Raw genomic sequence first — 18,892 nt, 5'->3', positions numbered from 1 at the left:
GGGGGAGGGCGCCGCCATCATCCCTGAGTCACTGCGCTAAAGGAAGCTGGCTAATGGTTGCCTTGCTGGCGAGTTTTCAGACCGGCGGCAAGTCGCTGCGGGCGAAGGCCTGCACCAGATGCTCGATCCAGGCCCGCACCGCCGGCAGCATGCCGCGCCGGTGGGTGTAGGCCACCTGCAGGTATCCCCCTGGCAGGTGCCAGTCGGGCAGCAGGCGAACCAGGCTGCCGTCGCGCAGTTCGGCCTCACAGTTCATCTGCGGCAGCATGCTGAATCCCAGGCCCGCCAGTGCCGCCTGCTTGCGTACGTCGAAGTCCTCGATGCCCAGTCGAGCCTCCAGCGCTACCTCGCGGCGGTTGCCCTGGTCGTCCTGCAGGTGATGATGGATTCGCCGGTCCACCGCCAGCGCACCAAGGGCCGGCAGCTGCTGGAGATCGTCCGGGGTGTGGATGCTCATGCCTTCCACCAGGCTGGGGGCGGCCACCAGGAAAGCCCGGGCCCGGGTCAGCATCCGGGCGATCAGGTTCGGGTCCTCGTCGCCGACTTCGCGTATCCGCAGGGCGACGTCCACGCCTTCTTCGAGCAGGTCCACCCGGCGGTTGGTCAGGAGCATGTCCAGCTGCACCAGTGGGTACTGCTGGAGGAAGTCGATGATGATCTGCTTGAGCAATGAATGGGCCAGCTCCACCGGGCAGGACACCCGCAGCCGCCCCCGCGGTTCGACCGTGAGGCTGGCCACCACTTCCTCGGCCTGCTCGGCTTCCAGCAGCATTGCCTGGCAATGGCGCAGGAAACGCTCGCCGACATCGGTCAGTGCCAGCTTGCGAGTCGTCCGCTGCAGCAGGCGCGCGCCAAGCCGGGCTTCCAGTTCGGCGATGCGCCGTGACAGGCGTGACTTGGGAATACCGAGCAGGCGGCCGGCGGCGGAGAAGCCGCCGTGTTCTACCACCTTGGCGAAATAGAAGAGGTCGTTGAGGTCTTGCATGGCCTTGTCCTGTGCATGGAACGAGCTGGCGCAATGCGTGACTTTACCGCGTCATTGCCCTCTCTGGTGGGACTTTTCACGGACATTGCCGGGTGGACTGGCAAGCGCTATACCTGAGCGCTTCCATCCACCCGAAATGGAGCGATCACCATGTCCTTGTCCATGTACGAGGCATCCGTCCCGGTCCTGGCACGCATGCTCGGCAATCTATCCAACATCCTCAAGAAAGCCGAAGCCAACGCCCAGGCGCGCGGCATAGACCCCAAGGTGTTCATCGAGTCGCGCCTGGCGCCCGACATGTTCCCCCTGGTCCGCCAGGTGCAGATCGCCAGCGACATGGCCAAGGGTTGCGCGGCCCGTCTGGCCGACGTCGAAGTGCCGAGCTGGGAAGACACCGAAAGCACCTTCGACGAACTGCAGGCGCGTATTGCCAGGACCCAGGACTTCATCAAGGGCATCGACGCCGCCCGCTTCGAAGGCAGCGAAACCCGCACCGTGGTACTGAAGATGCGCAGCGGCGAAATGAGCTTCAGCGGTCGCGACTACCTGCTGGGCTTCGCCATGCCGAACTTCTATTTCCACGTCACCGCGGCCTACGCCATCCTCCGCCACAACGGCGTGGATGTCGGCAAGATGGATTTCCTGGGCGGCGTCTGACGCCATCCACGGCGTATGAATTTGTCCCATGGATGGGACGCTGAATCACAAATTTGCCGTCTAATCATGCTTTATCGACATGGATAGGATTGCCTCCATTCCGATCGGCCGTCGCCGGTCGCCCAACTGAGGGTAACCATCCATGAAGATTCTGCACCTTGACTCCAGCATCCTCGGTGACGCTTCCGCCTCCCGCCAATTGAGCCGTGACGTGGTGGCCGCCTGGACCGCCGCCGAGCCGGCCGCCCAGGTCACCTACCGCGACCTGGCAAGCGATGCCATCAGCCACCTGTCCGCCCTGAGCCTGGTTGCCGGCGGTACTCCGGCCGAACTGCGCGACGCCGCCCAGAAGCACGAAGCCGAACTGGGTGAGGCCACCCTGAACGAATTCCTCGCCGCCGACGCCATCGTCATCGGCGCTCCGATGTACAACTTCAGCATTCCGAGCCAGCTGAAGGCCTGGATCGACCGCATCGCCGTTGCCGGCAAGACCTTCCGCTACACCGAGAACGGCCCGGAAGGCCTGGCAGGTGGCAAGAAGGTAGTGATCGTCAACACCGCAGGCGGTATCCACGCCGGCCAGGTTTCCGGCCAGGCCCATGAGGACTACCTGAAGCTGGTGCTGAACTTCCTTGGCGTGACCGACATCGAAGTCGTCCGCGCAGAAGGCCTGGCCTACGGCGAAGAACCCCGCGCCAACGCCATCAGCGCCGCCAAACAGCAGATCGGAGAACTGTTCGCCGCTGCCTGATTTCGTACGCCGGATAACACAATGCCCCGCAATTGCGGGGCATTGTGTTTTGGAGCGCGCGACCAATCTTAAGAGGCATGGTCTGCCTTACCTGTGGGGGCGAATTTATTCGCTAACCGGACCGAAGGTTCGGCCCTCGAATCTCAGGGGGCGCTTCGCACCCCTTGGCGAATGAATTCGCCCCCACAATGAAGCGAGATGCCGTGCCAGGCGGTACCGATCAGGCAATCACACCCTGGCTGCGCAGGTAATCGTCATAGGTGCCGCTGAAGTCGGTCACGCCGTTCTCGCTGAGCTCGATGATGCGGGTGGCCAGGGAGCCAACGAACTCACGGTCGTGGCTGACGAAGATCAGGGTGCCCGGGTAGTTCTCCAGCGCCAGGTTGAGCGCCTCGATCGATTCCATGTCCAGGTGGTTGGTGGGTTCGTCCATCACCAGCACGTTGGGCTTCTTCAGGATCAGCTTGCCGAACAGCATGCGGCCCTGTTCGCCACCGGAAATCACCTTCACCGACTTCTTGATCTCGTCGTTGGAGAACAGCATGCGGCCGAGGGTGCCGCGCACCAGTTGCTCGCCACCCTGGGTCCACTGGGCCATCCAGTCGAACAGGGTTACATCGTCTTCGAAGTCTCCTGCGTGGTCCTGGGCGAAGTAGCCGACATCGGCGCTCTCGGTCCATTTCACCTCGCCGCCCAGCGGCGCCATCTCGCCCACCAGGGTGCGCAGCAGGGTGGTCTTGCCGATACCGTTCGGGCCGATGATGGCGACGCGTTCGCCGGCTTCGATCTGCATCGACAGGTTGTTGAACAGCGGGACGCCGTCGTAGCCCTGGCTGACCTTCTCCAGGGTCACCGCCTGGCGGTGCAGCTTCTTGTACTGCTCGAAGCGGATGAACGGGCTCACACGGCTGGACGGCTTGACCTCTTCCAGCTGGATCTTGTCGATCTGGCGCGCACGGCTGGTGGCCTGCTTGGCCTTGGAGGCGTTGGCCGAGAAGCGGCTGACGAACTGCTGCAGTTCGGCGATCTGCGCCTTCTTCTTGGCATTGTCCGAGAGCAGGCGTTCGCGGGCCTGTTCGGCCGCGGTCATGTACTCGTCGTAGTTGCCCGGGAACAGGCGCAGCTCGCCGTAGTCCAGGTCGGCCATGTGGGTGCAGACGCTGTTCAGGAAGTGGCGGTCGTGGGAAATGATGATCATGGTGGAGTTACGCGCCGTGAGCACGCCTTCCAGCCAGCGGATGGTGTTGATGTCCAGGTGGTTGGTCGGTTCGTCCAGCAGCAGCACGTCCGGATCGGAGAACAGCGCCTGGGCCAGCAGCACCCGCAGCTTCCAGCCCGGCGCCACGGCGCTCATCGGACCGAAATGCTGGTCCAGCGGGATGCCCACGCCCAGTAGCAGCTCGCCGGCGCGGGATTCGGCGGTGTAGCCGTCCATTTCGGCGAACATCACTTCCAGTTCGGCTACGGCCATCCCGTCGTCTTCGCTCATTTCCGGCAGCGAGTAGATGCGGTCGCGCTCGGCTTTCACGCGCCACAACTCTTCGTGGCCCATGATCACGGTGTCGATCACGCTGAAGTCTTCGTAGGCGAACTGGTCCTGGCGCAGCTTGCCGAGGCGCACGTTCGGCTCGAGCATCACCTGGCCGGCGGAGGGTTCGAGTTCACCACCGAGAATCTTCATGAAGGTCGACTTGCCGCAGCCGTTGGCACCGATCAGGCCGTAGCGGTTGCCGTTGCCGAACTTGACGGAAACGTTCTCGAACAGCGGCTTGGGGCCGAACTGCATGGTGATGTTGGCGGTAGAGATCACGATGAAATCCTGGACGTGGGGCGCTCGCGCGCAAAAAAGGCGCGATTGTAGCGGTTTTGCCCTGGGCTGGGGGGAACCTTAGACGGCTGCGGGACGAAAGGGATAGCGGAGTTCGTCGGCCCTGCAAACTGGTAAATCGCAGCCTGGATGAAATCCGCGAGCGGCGGTGGGACTTTCCCCGGATTTCATCCGGTCTACGGAACTCGGTGCGTTCTGGGCATTCATGCCCAGGGGGAATTGATCCCGATCACGGTGCGCCTCACCAGCATGCGCATGATGGACACCCATCCAGGACAAGAGGGGACGTGACGTGCTCTATCTACTGCTCAAGTTTGCGCATCTCACCGCCGCGGCATTTTTCATCGGCGGGGTGTTTTTCGAAGTCATGATCCTCAGTCGGGCAGCCCGCAGCCTGGAGGCGGGGCCTCGTGAACAGCTGTCCAGAGCCCTGGGGCAGCGCGCCCGGCGCGTTATGCATTGGGTCGTCCTGGTGCTCTACGGTGCTGGCCTGACGCTGGCCTGGCATTACCGCGCGGTGCTGCGGGAGCCTTTCTCCAGCAGCTTCGGCACTTTGCTGGTGCTGAAGATCTGTCTGGCACTGAGCATCCTCGGGCACTTCCTGCTGGTCGTCGTGCTGATGCGCAGCGGGCGCATGACACCGGCCCGCTCCCGCATGATCCACCTCAGTGTGCTGGTGCAGATGCTCGGCATCCTGTTCCTGGCCAAGGCGATGTTCCTGCTCAATTGGTGAGGTGTTTGCCGGGCCGTCGCCGAAGGTCAACTTCTTGTGGCTTGCGGCTATTGCGCGCCGGGGCTGCGCTGGGGCAAGAATGTGCCTTCCACGCGCAAAAGGAGAAGGCAGGTGAAGAGAACGCTGATTTTCGTTGCACTGGCCCTGCAGGCCGGCACCTTCGCAGCGGTAGCGGGTGAATGGCCGCAGGGTGGTGACGAGAAGTTCACCCGGGAGTGCGTTGCCAGCGCGGCCAGGCAGGTTCCGCAGGACAAGGCCGTCGACTACTGCAACTGTTCCAGCGGCATGATGCAGGAGGCCTTCACCTCACAGCAGCTGGTGAGTGTGAGCGAAGGCCGGAAGCCGACCGACGACGAACTGACGATCCTCACCGACATTTCCCGCTCCTGCGCGCGGGAAACCCTGCAATAAGGCCTTCAGATTCAGGCGCGATGATGGGCACTGCGCCACGGACGGTGCCCATCATCGCGAAATGCCCTTCAATCCCGGAAGAACACCTGCACCAGGTGATAGCCGAACTGGCTTTTCACCGGGCCATGGATGACGCGCACGGGCTTCTTGAAAATCACCTGATCGATCACTCGCACCATCTGGCCGGGGCGCACTTCGCCCAGGTCGCCGCCGCGTTTGCCGGACGGGCAGATGGAGTGTTTCCTGGCCAGGACGGCGAAGTCTTCGCCCTTGTCCAGGCGCTTCTTCAATTGTTCGGCTTCCGCCTCGGTCTTGACCAGGATATGGCGGGCAAGGGCCTTGGCCATGGGAATTCCTCTTGGACTGTGGAGCGGTTCATTGTGCCAGTACGGGCAGCCGCCATACAGTTGGGCACCGGTGATCCGCCAAGCGGATGCCTTCATCTGATACGGGATGCGCACCTTCGATGGACCTCTCTGCGATGCTCAAGATCCTGGCTACCCAGGATGGCTCCGACCTCTATCTGTCCACGGGCGCGCCGCCCTGCGCCAAGTTCAACGGCCTGTTGCGGCCGCTCAGCAACGAACCGCTCAAGGCCGGCGACGTGGCCAGGATCGCCGAGTCGATCATGGACGCCGAGCAGCGCGCCGAGTTCGACCGTGAGCTGGAGATGAACCTGGCCATCTCGCTGCCGAACATCGGCCGCTTCCGCATCAACATCTTCCGCCAGCGCAACGAGGTCTCCATCGTCGCGCGGAACATCAAGCTGGATATCCCGCGCTTCGAAGACCTCAAGCTGCCCGAAGTGCTGCTCAAGATGGTGATGGAGAAGCGCGGCCTGGTGCTCTTCGTCGGCGGTACCGGTTCCGGCAAGTCCACCTCGCTGGCGGCGCTGATCGACTACCGCAACCGCAACAGCGGCGGCCACATCATCACCATCGAAGACCCGGTGGAGTACGTGCACCGGCACAAGAAATCCATCATCAACCAGCGCGAAGTGGGGGTGGATACCCGAAGTTTCCACGCTGCGTTGAAGAACACCCTGCGCCAGGCGCCGGATGTGATCCTGATCGGCGAAATTCGCGACCGCGAGACCATGGAGCACGCCCTGGCCTTCGCCGACACCGGCCACCTGGCCATTTCCACCCTGCACGCCAACAACGCCAACCAGGCGCTGGACCGCATCATCAACTTCTTCCCCGAAGAGCGCCGCCCGCAGCTGCTCAACGACCTGGGCAACAACCTCAAGGCCTTCGTTTCCCAGCGCCTGGTGCGTACCCAGGACGGCAAGCGCCGAGCGGCGGTGGAAGTGCTGCTGGGCACCTCGACTATCAGCGACCTGATCAAGCGCGGTGAATTCCACTCCATCAAGGAGATCATGGAAAAGTCTCGCGGCCTGGGCATGCAGACCTTCGACCAGGCACTGTTCGACCTGGTGGTGGAGGGCGCCATTCCGGAAGAGGAGGCCATCAAGAACGCCGACTCGGCCAACAACCTGCGCCTGAAGCTCAAGCTCTATCGCGAAGGTCCGGCGGCGGCCCCGTCCACATCCGCCCCCGCAGCTCCGGCACCGGCAGCCACACCGAGCGCTACCGCGGATTCCGCCAGTTGGGGGCTGGAGCTGAAGCTGGAAGAACTGGAAGACGATGAGCCGGAGGAGCCGGGGCCGCGCTGAAGGGGCTATGCCTGGCAGCAGCTAAAGCAGACACAGGCAATTCATTGAAGGCGATCCGGTAGGGGCGCCGTGCGCACCGGCGGTTTGACCTGGCGCGGAAGGCGAGCCCGGAATTGGTGCGCGCAGCGCACCCTGCCGTGCATTCGTAGACAGGGCCGGACGCCGGCACAGACAGCCCCCTCTCCCTCCGGGAGAGGGTTGGGGTGAGGGCGATTGAGTCTCGCTGGGAGTCCCATGGGCGGACCTGTGGGGGCGAATTCGTTCGCGATTGAAATCGCCCCCACAAGATCGGCTCAGCTCTTGAGCTCTTCCAGATCCCGATACAACTCCAGCGCCTGCGGATTGGCCAGGGCATCGGTGTTCTTCACCGGCTTGCCATGCACTACATTGCGCACCGCCAGTTCGACGATCTTGCCGCTCAGGGTGCGAGGGATGTCGGCCACGGCGATGATTTTCGCCGGCACATGGCGCGGGGTGGTGTTGGCGCGGATCACCTGGCGGATGCGCTCACGCAGGGCGTCGTCCAGCACCGCGCCATCGCGCAGGCGAACGAACAGCACCACCCGAACATCGCCTTGCCAGTCCTGGCCGATGGCGATGGATTCCAGCACTTCCTCCACCTTTTCCACCTGGCGGTAGATCTCCGCGGTGCCGATGCGCACACCGCCGGGGTTGAGCACGGCATCGGAGCGGCCGTGGATCACCAGGCCGCCGTGCGCGGTTTCTTCGGCGTAGTCGCCGTGGGCCCAGACACCGGGAAAGGTTTCGAAGTAGGCTGCCCTGAACTTCGCCCCGTCCGGGTCGTTCCAGAAGCCCACCGGCATCGACGGGAAGTGCCGGGCGCAGACCAGTTCGCCTTTCTCGCCGAATACCCGCCTGCCGTCCTCGTTCCACACCTGGGTGTCCATGCCCAGGCCCTTGCACTGCAGCTCGCCGCGCCACACCGGCAGCACCGGGTTGCCCAGGGCGAAGCAGGAAACGATGTCGGTGCCGCCGGAAATGGAGGACAGGCACAGCTCGTCCTTGATTTCGCGGTAGACGAACTCGAAGCTCTCGTGGGACAGCGGCGAACCGGTAGAGAGCAGCGCCTTCAGGCGCTCCAGGCGGTGGTTCTGGCGCGGTTTGATGCCGGCCTTCTCCAGGGCGGCGAGGTACTTGGCGCTGGTGCCGAAGATGCTGATGCCCTCGGCATCGATCAGGTCCATCAGGCGTTCGGGGCCCGGATGGAAGGGGGAACCGTCGTAGAGCACCAGGGTGGCGCCCAGGGCCAGGCCGGATACTAGCCAGTTCCACATCATCCAGCCGCAGGTGGTGAAGTAGAACAGCGTGTCCGAGGCCGTCAGGTCGCAGTGCAGGCCGTGTTCCTTGACGTGTTGCAGCAGGGTACCGCCCACGCCGTGGACGATGCATTTGGGTACCCCGGTGGTGCCGCTGGAGTAGAGGATGTACAGCGGCTGGTCGAAGGGCACCGGGGTGAAGTCGGGTTCGCCGCCGGGCTGGTAGAGGTCGTCCCACAGGGCGACACGGGCGCGGGTGGTGAAGTCGGCTGGGCGTGCCTCGGGACGGGAGTAGGGGACCACCACCAGTTGTTCCAGCCAGGGCATGCGCTCGAGGATTTCGTTGAGCTTGGCGGTCAGGTCCAGGTTCTTGCCGGCATAGCGGTAACCGGCGGCGGCAATCAGCACCCTGGGCTCGATCTGGCCAAAGCGGTCGATCACACCCTGGGTGCCGAAGTCCGGCGAGCAGGATGACCAGGTGGCGCCCAGGCTGGTCGCGGCGAGCATGCCCACCACCGTTTGCCAGGTATTGGGCATGAAGGCCGCAACGCGATCGCCGACACCCACGCCAAGGGCTTTCAGGCTCCGCTGCAGGCCGGCGACATGGCTGGCCAGCCCGGCATAGGTCAGTTGCACGCGGCTGCCGTCTTCGCCGATGGCCACCAGCGCTGGCCGCTGGTCGCGGCGGCGCAGCAGGTGTTCGGCGAAGTTCAGGGTGGCGCCGGGGAACCAGCGGGCGCTGGGCATCGCGGCATCTTCTTGCAGTACGGCCATGGGCGGCGTGCTGAAACGGATGTCGAAGAATTCGACTATGGCCTGCCAGAAGGCCTCGCGGCGATCCACGCTCCAGGCGTGCAGGGCAGGGTAGTCGGGCAGGTCCAGGCCCTCGCGCTGGCAGACCTGGCGGCGGAAGGCGTCCATGCGGGTTGCGGCGATCCGCACCGGGCTGGGGGTCCACAGTGGTTTGTCCATCTGCGCATCCTCATCTGGCGACATGTGGGTCATCCGGTTGCTAATCAGCATAGGCCCTGCTCAGGGGCGGGGCAGGTCCATGCGGCTCCAGTCGTGGGCATTCAGCAGCACGTCGCTGAGGGCCTGGGCGGCGGTGGAGAGCGTGTGCTCGGCCAGCCGGAGCAGGCCCACGCGGCGTTCCACCTGGGGGCTGTGCAGGGCGATGCAGCGGGCCCCCAGTTCCTCCATCTGCTGGACGCACAGGCTGGGTACGGCGCTGACGCCCAGCCCCTGGGCCACCATCCGCCCCACGGTCACCAGCTGGTGGCTCTCGAAGGCCACCGGCAGATGGCCGTACTGCGGCGCGAGTACTTGTTCGAGCATCAGGCGCACCGCGGACGGGCGCTGCAGGGTGATGAAGTTGCCTTGCAGCAGTTCCTTCCAGCCGACATCGGCGCGCTGCGCCAGCTCGCAACCGGCGGGTACCACGGCCACGAAGCGGTCGGTGTAGAAGGGCATGAAATCCAGGCCGTCGAGGGACTCCGGCTCGAAGGCGATGCCCAGCTCCACCCGGCGGTCGCGCACCATTTCCATTACCTGCTCGTTGATCACGTCATGCACTGCCACGTTGACCTTGGGGTGCTGGTCGCGGAAGGCCTTGAGCGCCGCCGGCAGCAGGTTGCCGGCGAAGGAGGGCATGGCGGCGATGGACACCTTGCCAAGCTGCAGGGTGAAGTGCTGGCGCAGCAGTTCCTCGGTGTTGTCCCAGTCCGCCAGCAGGCGCCGGGCGATGGGCAGCAGGGTTTCGCCCTCGGGCGTCAGCGCGACGCTGCGGGTGGTGCGCACCAGCAGCTGGCCGCCGAGGGAATCTTCAAGGTTCTTGATCGCCAGGGAGAGGGCCGGCTGGGACAGATGCAACCGCTCGCAGGCCTGGGCGAAGCTCAGGCTCTGCGCCACGGCGAGGAAGGCGCGCAGCTGCTTGATGGTCATTTATTTGCTTTGTTTATTAATCGTTAGGAAAAACAAACTTAACAAATCAGTCTGCGTCGGAGAAGCTCTGGCCCACTCAACGACGGTATCCCCGCCGCGATCAATAACGACAAGAGGCACATAGCATGAGTGGACTCGACAAGCGCGTATACAGCTACGAGGAAGCCCTGGACGGGCTGACCGACAACATGACCGTCCTGGCCGGTGGTTTCGGCCTCTGTGGCATCCCCGAGAACCTGATTGCCGAGATCCGCCGCCGTGGCGTCAAGGGCCTCACTGTGGTTTCCAACAACTGCGGCATCGATGGCTTCGGCCTGGGCGTGCTGCTCGAAGACCGCCAGATCCGCAAGATGATCGCCTCCTACGTGGGCGAAAACGCCCTGTTCGAGCAGCAACTGCTCAGCGGCGAACTGGAAGTCGAACTGACCCCCCAGGGCACCCTCGCCGAGAAGATGCGCGCAGGCGGCGCCGGTATCCCGGCCTTCTTCACCGCCACCGGCTACGGCACCCCGATTGCCGAAGGCAAGGAAGTGCGCGAGTTCAATGGCCGCAAGTACATCCTCGAACCCTCGATTACCGGCGACTTCGCCATCGTCAAGGGCTGGAAGGCCGATCACTTCGGTAACGTGATCTACCGCCATACCGCACAGAACTTCAATCCGCTGGCGGCCACGGCCGGCCGTATCACCGTGGTCGAGGTGGAAGAAATCGTCGAGCCGGGCGAACTGGACCCGGCCCAGATCCACACGCCCGGCATCTATGTGGACCGCGTCATTTGCGGAACCTTTGAGAAGCGTATCGAGAAACGCACCGTTCGCTCCTGACCACGACAAGAAGAATTCGAGGAAACCGACATGGCACTGACCCGCGAACAGATGGCCCAGCGCGTGGCCCGCGAACTGAAAGACGGCTACTACGTGAACCTGGGGATCGGCATTCCGACCCTGGTCGCCAACTACGTACCCGAAGGCATGCAAGTGATGCTGCAGTCCGAGAACGGCCTGCTCGGCATGGGCGCCTTCCCCACCGAGGATGAAGTCGACGCCGACATGATCAACGCCGGCAAGCAGACCGTCACTGCGGTGAAGGGCGCTTCCATCTTCTCCTCCGCCGAGTCCTTTGCGATGATCCGCGGCGGCCACGTCGACCTGACCGTGCTTGGCGCCTTCGAAGTGGATGTCCAGGGCAACATTGCCTCCTGGATGATCCCGGGCAAGCTGATCAAGGGCATGGGCGGCGCCATGGACCTGGTGGCCGGTGCCGACAACATCATCGTCACCATGACCCACGCCTCCAAGGACGGCGAGTCCAAGCTGCTGGAGCAGTGCTCGCTGCCGCTGACCGGTGCCGGCTGCATCCGCAAGGTGCTCACCGACCTGGCCTACCTGGAGATCGAAGACGGCGCCTTCATCCTGCGCGAAACCGCGCCTGGTGTGAGCATCGCCGAGATTGCCGAGAAGACCGCCGGCCGCCTGATCGTCCCCGACGATGTGGTAGAAATGACGTTCTGATTGCTCTGCCGCGCCGGAGGAGGCCACCACGCAAGGCACTCCTCCGGCGCGGTTTTTTCAATTTTTGTAGGAGCGAGCTTGCTCGCGAAGATCGAATCGATTCGCGAGCAAGCTCGCTCCTACGGATCAAACGGAGGTCCTCATGAAAGACGTCGTAATCGTTGCCGCCACCCGCACTGCCATTGGCAGCTTCCAGGGCGCGCTGGCCAATATTCCCGCCCATGAACTGGGCGCTGCAGTGATCCGCCAGCTGCTGGAGCAGACCGGCCTCAAGGGCGAGCAGATCGATGAAGTGATTCTCGGCCAGGTGCTCACCGCCGGCGCCGGCCAGAACCCGGCCCGCCAGGCCGCCATCCTCGCCGGCCTGCCCCACGCGGTACCGGCCATGAACCTGAACAAGCTCTGCGGTTCCGGCCTCAAGGCCCTGCACCTGGGCGTCCAGGCCATCCGTTGCGGCGACGCCGAAGTGATCATCGCCGGCGGCCAGGAAAACATGAGCCTGGCGCCCTACGTCCTCCCGGCCGCCCGTACCGGCATGCGCATGGGCCACGCCAAGGCGCTGGACACCATGATCCACGACGGCCTGACCGACGCCTTCAACAACTACCACATGGGCGTCACCGCCGAGAATCTGGTGGAGCAATACGGCCTGACCCGCGAACAGCAGGACGCCTTTGCTGCCGCCTCCCAGCAGAAAGCCGTCGCGGCCATCGAGGCTGGCCGCTTCAAGGATGAGATCACGCCCATCCTGATCCCGCAGTGGAAGGGCGACCCCATCGCCTTCGATACCGACGAAGGTCCGCGCGCCGGCACCACCGCCGAAAGCCTGGCCAAGCTCAAGCCCGCCTTCAAGAAGGACGGCAGCGTCACCGCTGGCAACGCCTCCACCATCAACGACGGCGCCGCCGCCGTGGTACTGATGAGCGCCGAGAAGGCCAAGTCCCTGGGCCTGCCGGTACTGGCGCGCATCGCCGGCTACGCCAACTCCGGTGTCGATCCGGCGATCATGGGCATCGGCCCGGTCAGCGCTACCCGTCGTTGTCTGGACAAGGCCGGCTGGAGCCTCGACGATCTCGACCTGATCGAAGCCAACGAAGCCTTCGCCGCGCAGTCCCTGGCGGTTGGCAAGGAGCTGGGCTGGGACATGGCCAAGGTCAACGTCAACGGCGGCGCCATCGCCCTCGGCCACCCCATCGGCGCTTCCGGCTGCCGTGTACTGGTCAGCCTGATCCACGAAATGATCAAGCGCGACGCCAAGAAGGGTCTGGCGACCCTGTGCATCGGCGGCGGCATGGGCGTAGCCCTGGCTGTCGAGCGCTAAGCCACAACACCCCCCCCCGACCTGCATTGCGGGTCATGTAGGGTGGAAATCGCTTTTTATTTCCACCATCGGGGCCTGCCAGGCCCCGATGGTGGATTGATGAAGCGTGATCCACCCGACAGCTTTACCCGTTCCGATAACGCAACACCCGCAGGTTGGGCCGGACGGCGTTCCGCGAGCGCAGCGAAGCCCAACAGTTGGGCCTCGCAGGCTCGGACCAACCTACACAAAAAAACGGACCTGCCATGTCCAGGTCCACGCAAGGCCATCACGCACGAGCCCAAGGCCGAAAGGCCCGAAGGGCACCAGACCTCACCATGCCCCTTCCGGGCGTGGCGTCGTCGTTTCGGACAAAAAGAGGGCCAAGACCCTCGAGTTCCTTTCAAGACCACTGTCCCGGCGCCCGACCGAGCCTGCGGCTGGGCGATTGCCGATAAGAACAACATTCCAGAGGTATCCGATGGCCAACACACTTCACGAAAGCCGTTCCGCCCGCTTTGCCATGCGCTGCTCCGCATGGGCGGAGCGCTGGTTCCCCGACTCCTGGGTCTTCGCCGCAGTCGCCGTACTGCTGGTCACCGTCGCCGCGCTGGGCATAGGTGCACCGGCCAGCCAGGCCGCCAAGGCCTTTGGCGACGGATTCTGGAGCCTGATCCCCTTCACCATGCAGATGGCCTTCGTGGTCATCGGCGGCTACGTGGTCGCCAGTTCCGGCCCGGCCTCGCGGCTGATCGACCTGCTGGCCCGCGTGCCGAAGAACGGCCGCTCGGCGGTGTGCTGGGTGGCACTGATCTCCATGCTCGCCTCGCTGCTCAACTGGGGTCTTTCCCTTGTGTTCGGCGGCCTGCTGGTACGCGCCCTGGCCCGCCGCGAGGAGCTGAAGATGGACTACCGCGCCGCCGGTGCTGCCGCCTACCTGGGTCTGGGCGCCGTCTGGGCGCTGGGCCTGTCTTCCTCGGCCGCGCAGCTGCAGGCCAACCCGGCCAGCCTGCCGCCGTCCATCCTTGCCATCACCGGCGTGATTCCCTTCACCGAGACCATCTTCCTCTGGCAGTCGGGCGTAATGCTGCTGGCGCTGATAGTGGTGTCGCTGGTGATCGCCTACATGACCGCCCCGAGCGCCGCCAGCGCCCGTGACGCCAAGGCCTGTGGCGTGGACCCGAGCTTCACCGCGCCACAGCAGGTCCAGCCGACCCGTCCGGGCGAATGGCTGGAGCACAGCCCGCTGCTGATCATCCTGCTGGTGGCCCTGGCGGGTGGCTGGCTGGCCCAGGAGTTCGCCAGCAAGCCGGCGATCACCGCCATCTCCGGCCTGAACACCTACAACCTGCTGTTCATCATGGCTGGCGCGCTGCTGCACTGGCGCCCGCGCAGCTTCCTCGACGCGGTGGCACGCGCCGTGCCGACCACCACCGGGGTGCTGATCCAGTTCCCGCTGTACGGCTCCATCGCCGCCATCATGACCACGGTGAAGGGCGTGGACGGCCAGACCCTGGCGCACCACATTTCCACCTTCTTCGTGCAGATCGCCAACCACGACACCTATGCGCTGCTGATGGGCGTGTACTCCGCTGTGCTGGGTTTCTTCATCCCGTCCGGCGGTGGCAAGTGGATCATCGAGGCGCCCTATGTGATGCAGGTGGCCAACGAGCTGAACTACCACCTCGGCTGGTCGGTGCAGATCTACAACGCCGCCGAGGCGCTGCCCAACCTGATCAACCCCTTCTACATGCTGCCGCTGCTGGGTGTACTGGGCCTGAAGGCGCGCGATCTGATCGGCTTCTCGTTCGTCCAGTTGCTGGTACACATCCCGCTGGTGATGGTGCTGCTGTGGGCGCTGGGCGCGACACTGGCGTATGCGCCGCCGGTGATGCCCTGAGGTTTGGGGGAGGGCGCCTGCAAGGTGAACCCTGCCGGGAGCGCTACCGCGCTCCCTGGCGAATGAATTCCCCTACAGGCGTACCGCCGGGGAGAGGGCTGTATCAGCCCCTCTTCGCCAGAATCGCCCGCGCCACCCGCGAGCCATTTTCCTTGCCGAGCACGGCGCAGATGCGCCGGCCGGCGTCCACCAGCCTGTCCATGTCGATACCGGTTTCGATGCCCATGCCATTGAGCAGGTAGAGCACGTCTTCGGTGGCGACGTTGCCGGTGGCGCCCTTGGCGTAGGGGCAGCCGCCGAGGCCGGCGACCGAGCTGTCGAACACGGCGATGCCTTCCAGCAGGCTGGCGTGGATGTTCGCCACCGCCTGGCCGAAGGTGTCGTGGAAGTGGCCGGCGAGCTTGTCGCGCGGTACGCGGGTGCCCACCACGTTGATCAGGTGGCGGGTGGCGCCGGCGGTGCCGGTGCCGATGGTGTCGCCCAGGGACACTTCGTAGCAGCCCATGGCGTACAGCTCGGCGGCGACGGCAGCCACCTGTTCGGCCGGCACCGCACCGTCATAGGGGCAGCCCAGCACGCAGGACACATAGCCGCGCACGCTGACGCCGTTGGCCTTGGCCGCGTCCATCACCGGCACGAAGCGCGCCAGGCTCTCAGCGATGGAGCAGTTGATGTTCGTCTGCGAGAAGGATTCGGACGCGGCAGCGAACACCGCCACTTCCTTCACGCCGGATTCCAGGGCGGCTTCGAAGCCTTTCAGGTTCGGCGCCAGGGCGGCGTAGGTGACGCCGGGCTTGCGCTGGATCTGTGCGAACACCTCGGCGGAACCGGCCATCTGCGGCACCCACTTGGGTGATACGAAACTGCCGACTTCGACATAGCCGAGGCCGGCGGCGGTGAGGTCGTCCACCAGGCGCACCTTGTCGGCGACGCTGATGGGTTGCTTCTCGTTTTGCAGGCCGTCGCGTGGGCCGACTTCGACCAGGCGGACCTTGCTGGGAATGTTCATGGCGTCATCTCTCGATTAGGGAGGTCGGGCGAAGCTACGGCGAGAATGCATTGGTGCGCACGGCGCACCCTACATCCGGGATTTCCCAGGTAGGGTGCGCCGCGCGCACCGGACAAGGCCTCAGGCCTCTTCCAGCTCCACCAGCGCGGCGCCTTCGTTGACCAGTTCGCCCTCATTGCAATACAGCGCCTTGACCACGCCGGCGTGGGGCGCGCGGATGCTGTGTTCCATCTTCATGGCTTCGAGCACCACCAGGGCGGTGCCGGCTTCGACTTGCTGCCCGGCTTCCACGAGGACACGCACGATACTGCCGTTCATGGGCGCCGTCAGCCCGCCGTGGTGGGCGTGGCTGGCTTCGACTTCCTCGATGGGGTCGACGCGGTTGACGCTGCGCAGCTCGCCGTCCCATTCCAGGTAGAGGTGTTCGCCGCGACGGATCGCCAGGTGCTGGCGGCGCAAGCCGTCCTGCTCCAGGGTGATCTGCTCGCCCTTGAGCTGGATCGGGCTGGCGGCCACGCCACGCAGGCGGACCACCTCTCGCTCGTCACCGCAGACGAGGTGCAGGTCGGTTTCGCTCGGAAGGCCGGCGCGCCAGCCGCTGTTGCGGCCCCACGGCGAGTGCGGGTCGTCGCCGCGCACATGCGCGGCCTCGCCCTGGCGGAAGGCTTCACCGGCCACCTGCCAGAACAGTGGGGGCAGGGCGGCCGGCGCGGGCAGCAGCTGCTCCTGGTGACGGGGGATGAAACCGGTGTCCAGTTCGGCATCGGCGAAGGCCGGATGGGCCAGCACGCGGCGCAGGAAGGGCAGGTTGGTCTTGAAGCCGCCCACGGCGGTTTCGTCCAGCATGGCCAGCAGGCGCTGACGGGCTTCCTCGCGGTTCTCGCCCCAGGCGATCAGCTTGGCCAGCATGGGGTCGTAGAAGGGAGAGACTTCATCGCCTTCGGCAACGCCGCTGTCCACGCGGCGGCCGGGGCCGGCGGCAGCTTCACGGTAAAGGTCGAGACGGCCGCTGGCGGGCAGGAAGTCCTGGTCCGGGTCTTCGGCGTAAAGACGCACTTCAATGGCATGGCCGATCAGCGGCACCTGCTCCTGGGTGATCGGCAGCGCTTCGCCACGGGCAACGCGAATCTGCCAGGCCACCAGGTCGAGGCCGGTGATGGCTTCGGTGACCGGGTGCTCCACCTGCAGGCGGGTGTTCATTTCCATGAAGAAGAAGTCGCCACGCTCATCCAGCAGGAATTCCACGGTACCGGCACCGACGTAGCCGATGGCCTGGGCGGCGCGCACGGCGGCTTCACCCATGGCGCGGCGCAGTTCCGGCGACAGGCCGGGGGCGGGCGCTTCTTCGACGACTTTCTGGTGGCGGCGCTGGATGGAGCAGTCGCGCTCGTTCAGGTACAGGCAGTTGCCGTGGCTGTCGGCGAACACCTGGATTTCCACGTGGCGCGGCTTGAGGACGTACTTCTCCACCAGCATGCGCGAGTCGCCGAAGGCGGACTGGGCTTCGCGCTGGGCGGAGGCCAGGGCCTCGGCCAGTTCGCTTTCGCGCTCTACCACCTTCATGCCCTTGCCGCCACCACCTGCGGCGGCTTTCAGCAGCACCGGGTAGCCGATGCGCTCGGCGGCGGCGCGGAAGGTTTCCAGGTCCTGGGCTTCGCCGTGGTAGCCGGGCACCAGCGGTACGCCGGCGGCTTCCATCAGGGCCTTGGCGGCGGACTTGCTGCCCATGGCGTCGATGGCGGTGGCCGGCGGGCCGAGGAAGATCAGGCCGGCATCGGCAATGGCGCGGGCGAAGCCGGCGTTCTCCGAGAGGAAGCCATAGCCGGGGTGGATGGCCTGGGCGCCGCTGGCCTTGGCGGCGGCGATCAGCTTGTCCACCAGCAGGTAGCTTTCTGCCGGCTTGGCGCCGCCGAGGTCCACGGCGATATCGGCTTCGCGCACATGGCGGGCGTTGCGGTCGATGGCGCTATGCACGGCCACAGTACGGATACCGAGGGCCTTGGCGGTGCGCATGACGCGGCAGGCGATTTCACCGCGGTTGGCGATCAGCAGGGTGGTGATCATTGTTATTGCTCCTGCCAGGACGGTTTGCGTTTTTCCAGGAAGGCGCGCAGGCCCTCCTGGCCTTCGGGGCTCACGCGGATGCGGGCGATGGCGCTTTCGGTGTAGCGGCGCAGGTTGGGGGAGAGCGCACCGCTGCCGACTTCACGCAGCAGGTCCTTGGTGGCGCTCATGGCCTGCGGGCTGTTCTGCAGCAGGTTGGCGGTCCAGCTTTCCACCGCCTGGTCCAGCTCTTCGGCCGGATAGCATTCGGCGAGCAGGCCCAGTTCGCGGGCGCGTTCACCGCTGAAGCGCTCGGCGGTCAGGGCATAGCGGCGCGCGGCGCGCTCACCGATGGCCTGGACCACGAAGGGGCTGATCACCGCCGGGGCGAGGCCGATGCGCACTTCGGACAGGGAGAACTGCGCGTCGGTGGCACCGATGGCCATGTCACAGCAGCTGATCAGGCCCAGTGCGCCGCCGAAGGCCGCGCCTTGCACCACGGCCAGCGTCGGCACCTTGAGGTGGTAGAGGTTGTACATCAGCTCGGCCAGCTCGCGGGCGTCGTCGAGGTTGGCGTTGTAGTCGAGCTGGGCGGATTCCTGCATCCAGGCCAGGTCCGCGCCGGCGGAGAAGTGCCGGCCGCGGCCGCGCAGGATGAGGAAACGCACCTGGCCGTGGTCCTTGACGGCGTCCAGGGCGAGGATCAGCTCGCGGATCATGCCGGCGTTGAAGGCGTTGTTCTTCTCCGGGCGATTGAGCCAGAGGGTGGCGACGCCGTTGTCGGCGATGTCCAGTTGCAGGGTGGTGAAGTCGGTCATCGTGCTCTCCTGTAGGAGCGAGCTTGCTCGCGATCAACGGTGGTGCCCGGGTT

At 65.2% G+C, this 18,892-nt stretch carries 17 protein-coding genes; 9 read left to right on the top strand and 8 right to left on the bottom strand.

Translation table 11 applies throughout. From position 1 onward, the window contains the following. Positions 1–76: 76 nt before the first annotated feature. Positions 77–985: a LysR substrate-binding domain-containing protein gene (locus ACFW0B_RS12180; RefSeq protein ID WP_449148414.1), complete on the bottom strand. Its 909-nt coding sequence runs from the start codon at positions 983–985 to the stop codon at positions 77–79. A gap of 150 nt (positions 986–1,135) precedes the next feature. On the opposite strand from ACFW0B_RS12180, the gene ACFW0B_RS12175 reads away from it, so the two are divergent. Further along, complete coding sequence (locus tag ACFW0B_RS12175) at positions 1,136–1,642, top strand: DUF1993 domain-containing protein (RefSeq protein ID WP_449148412.1); 507 nt, start codon at positions 1,136–1,138, stop codon at positions 1,640–1,642. A 142-nt stretch (positions 1,643–1,784) separates the two neighbouring features. Beyond that, positions 1,785–2,393, top strand: a complete 609-nt coding sequence (locus ACFW0B_RS12170) for an FMN-dependent NADH-azoreductase (protein WP_449148410.1) — start codon at positions 1,785–1,787, stop codon at positions 2,391–2,393. Positions 2,394–2,613: 220 nt separating this feature from the next. Here the strand turns inward: ACFW0B_RS12170 and ACFW0B_RS12165 are convergent, their stop codons facing one another. After that, the gene (locus tag ACFW0B_RS12165) at positions 2,614–4,203 is read right to left on the bottom strand and encodes an ABC-F family ATPase (protein WP_449148408.1); all 1,590 of its coding nucleotides are present in this window, start codon (positions 4,201–4,203) and stop codon (positions 2,614–2,616) included. 310 nt (positions 4,204–4,513) lie between these two features. Between ACFW0B_RS12165 and ACFW0B_RS12160 the strand changes: the two genes are divergently transcribed. Beyond that, positions 4,514–4,954: a CopD family copper resistance protein gene (locus ACFW0B_RS12160; protein WP_449148406.1), complete on the top strand. Its 441-nt coding sequence runs from the start codon at positions 4,514–4,516 to the stop codon at positions 4,952–4,954. A gap of 111 nt (positions 4,955–5,065) precedes the next feature. After that, complete coding sequence (locus tag ACFW0B_RS12155) at positions 5,066–5,365, top strand: hypothetical protein (RefSeq protein ID WP_449148404.1); 300 nt, start codon at positions 5,066–5,068, stop codon at positions 5,363–5,365. A gap of 68 nt (positions 5,366–5,433) precedes the next feature. On the opposite strand, the gene ACFW0B_RS12150 is transcribed toward ACFW0B_RS12155, so the two are convergent. Continuing rightward, complete coding sequence (locus ACFW0B_RS12150; protein WP_449148402.1) at positions 5,434–5,712, bottom strand: peptidylprolyl isomerase; 279 nt, start codon at positions 5,710–5,712, stop codon at positions 5,434–5,436. Between the two features lie 119 nt (positions 5,713–5,831). Between ACFW0B_RS12150 and ACFW0B_RS12145 the strand changes: the two genes are divergently transcribed. Beyond that, a complete protein-coding gene (locus ACFW0B_RS12145; protein WP_449148400.1) occupies positions 5,832–7,040 on the top strand; it encodes a PilT/PilU family type 4a pilus ATPase in 1,209 nt (402 codons plus the stop codon). A 293-nt stretch (positions 7,041–7,333) separates the two neighbouring features. Here ACFW0B_RS12145 and ACFW0B_RS12140 read toward each other — a convergent pair whose 3' ends face one another. Together ACFW0B_RS12140 and ACFW0B_RS12135 are read right to left on the bottom strand one after the other, a co-directional pair. Beyond that, complete coding sequence (locus ACFW0B_RS12140; protein WP_449148398.1) at positions 7,334–9,289, bottom strand: acetoacetate--CoA ligase; 1,956 nt, start codon at positions 9,287–9,289, stop codon at positions 7,334–7,336. A 60-nt stretch (positions 9,290–9,349) separates the two neighbouring features. Next, a complete protein-coding gene (locus ACFW0B_RS12135) occupies positions 9,350–10,258 on the bottom strand; it encodes a LysR family transcriptional regulator (protein WP_449148396.1) in 909 nt (302 codons plus the stop codon). 125 nt (positions 10,259–10,383) lie between these two features. Here ACFW0B_RS12135 and ACFW0B_RS12130 point away from each other — a divergent pair, with 125 nt between their 5' ends. The 4 genes from ACFW0B_RS12130 (at position 10,384) to ACFW0B_RS12115 (ending at position 14,969) form a co-directional block, all read left to right on the top strand. Next, a complete protein-coding gene (locus tag ACFW0B_RS12130) occupies positions 10,384–11,082 on the top strand; it encodes a CoA transferase subunit A (RefSeq protein ID WP_449148394.1) in 699 nt (232 codons plus the stop codon). A 30-nt stretch (positions 11,083–11,112) separates the two neighbouring features. Beyond that, the gene (locus tag ACFW0B_RS12125; RefSeq protein ID WP_449148392.1) at positions 11,113–11,769 is read left to right on the top strand and encodes a CoA transferase subunit B; all 657 of its coding nucleotides are present in this window, start codon (positions 11,113–11,115) and stop codon (positions 11,767–11,769) included. A gap of 142 nt (positions 11,770–11,911) precedes the next feature. Continuing rightward, positions 11,912–13,090, top strand: a complete 1,179-nt coding sequence (locus ACFW0B_RS12120) for an acetyl-CoA C-acetyltransferase (protein ID WP_449148390.1) — start codon at positions 11,912–11,914, stop codon at positions 13,088–13,090. A gap of 460 nt (positions 13,091–13,550) precedes the next feature. Next, positions 13,551–14,969, top strand: a complete 1,419-nt coding sequence (locus tag ACFW0B_RS12115) for a short-chain fatty acid transporter (protein ID WP_449148388.1) — start codon at positions 13,551–13,553, stop codon at positions 14,967–14,969. Between the two features lie 103 nt (positions 14,970–15,072). On the opposite strand, the gene ACFW0B_RS12110 is transcribed toward ACFW0B_RS12115, so the two are convergent. From ACFW0B_RS12110 to ACFW0B_RS12100, 3 genes are all read right to left on the bottom strand, one after another. Further along, positions 15,073–15,978 carry a hydroxymethylglutaryl-CoA lyase gene (locus tag ACFW0B_RS12110; RefSeq protein WP_449148386.1) on the bottom strand — a complete coding sequence of 302 codons (906 nt, stop codon included), beginning with the start codon at positions 15,976–15,978 and terminating at the stop codon, positions 15,073–15,075. Positions 15,979–16,098: 120 nt separating this feature from the next. After that, positions 16,099–18,042: an acetyl/propionyl/methylcrotonyl-CoA carboxylase subunit alpha gene (locus ACFW0B_RS12105; protein WP_449148384.1), complete on the bottom strand. Its 1,944-nt coding sequence runs from the start codon at positions 18,040–18,042 to the stop codon at positions 16,099–16,101. Positions 18,043–18,044: 2 nt separating this feature from the next. Further along, on the bottom strand, positions 18,045–18,839 hold the full coding sequence (locus ACFW0B_RS12100) for a gamma-carboxygeranoyl-CoA hydratase (RefSeq protein WP_449148382.1): 795 nt from the start codon (positions 18,837–18,839) through the stop codon (positions 18,045–18,047). Positions 18,840–18,892 lie beyond the last annotated feature (53 nt).

The organism is Metapseudomonas phytobenefica (genome assembly GCF_043392685.1).
Lineage (GTDB): Bacteria > Pseudomonadota > Gammaproteobacteria > Pseudomonadales > Pseudomonadaceae > Metapseudomonas.
Note: the sequence above shows the minus strand (reverse complement) of the source record. Positions and strands in the feature narration are given on the sequence as shown.

Coding starts and splice junctions, on each gene's coding strand:
- ACFW0B_RS12110 (WP_449148386.1), bottom strand. CDS start 15,978: ATGAACATTCCCAGCAAGGTCCGCCTGGTCGAAGTCGGCCCACGCGAC.
- ACFW0B_RS12115 (WP_449148388.1), top strand. CDS start 13,551: ATGGCCAACACACTTCACGAAAGCCGTTCCGCCCGCTTTGCCATGCGC.
- ACFW0B_RS12120 (WP_449148390.1), top strand. CDS start 11,912: ATGAAAGACGTCGTAATCGTTGCCGCCACCCGCACTGCCATTGGCAGC.
- ACFW0B_RS12150 (WP_449148402.1), bottom strand. CDS start 5,712: ATGGCCAAGGCCCTTGCCCGCCATATCCTGGTCAAGACCGAGGCGGAA.
- ACFW0B_RS12130 (WP_449148394.1), top strand. CDS start 10,384: ATGAGTGGACTCGACAAGCGCGTATACAGCTACGAGGAAGCCCTGGAC.
- ACFW0B_RS12140 (WP_449148398.1), bottom strand. CDS start 9,289: ATGGACAAACCACTGTGGACCCCCAGCCCGGTGCGGATCGCCGCAACC.
- ACFW0B_RS12100 (WP_449148382.1), bottom strand. CDS start 18,839: ATGACCGACTTCACCACCCTGCAACTGGACATCGCCGACAACGGCGTC.
- ACFW0B_RS12175 (WP_449148412.1), top strand. CDS start 1,136: ATGTCCTTGTCCATGTACGAGGCATCCGTCCCGGTCCTGGCACGCATG.
- ACFW0B_RS12105 (WP_449148384.1), bottom strand. CDS start 18,042: ATGATCACCACCCTGCTGATCGCCAACCGCGGTGAAATCGCCTGCCGC.
- ACFW0B_RS12135 (WP_449148396.1), bottom strand. CDS start 10,258: ATGACCATCAAGCAGCTGCGCGCCTTCCTCGCCGTGGCGCAGAGCCTG.
- ACFW0B_RS12145 (WP_449148400.1), top strand. CDS start 5,832: ATGGACCTCTCTGCGATGCTCAAGATCCTGGCTACCCAGGATGGCTCC.
- ACFW0B_RS12125 (WP_449148392.1), top strand. CDS start 11,113: ATGGCACTGACCCGCGAACAGATGGCCCAGCGCGTGGCCCGCGAACTG.
- ACFW0B_RS12180 (WP_449148414.1), bottom strand. CDS start 985: ATGCAAGACCTCAACGACCTCTTCTATTTCGCCAAGGTGGTAGAACAC.
- ACFW0B_RS12170 (WP_449148410.1), top strand. CDS start 1,785: ATGAAGATTCTGCACCTTGACTCCAGCATCCTCGGTGACGCTTCCGCC.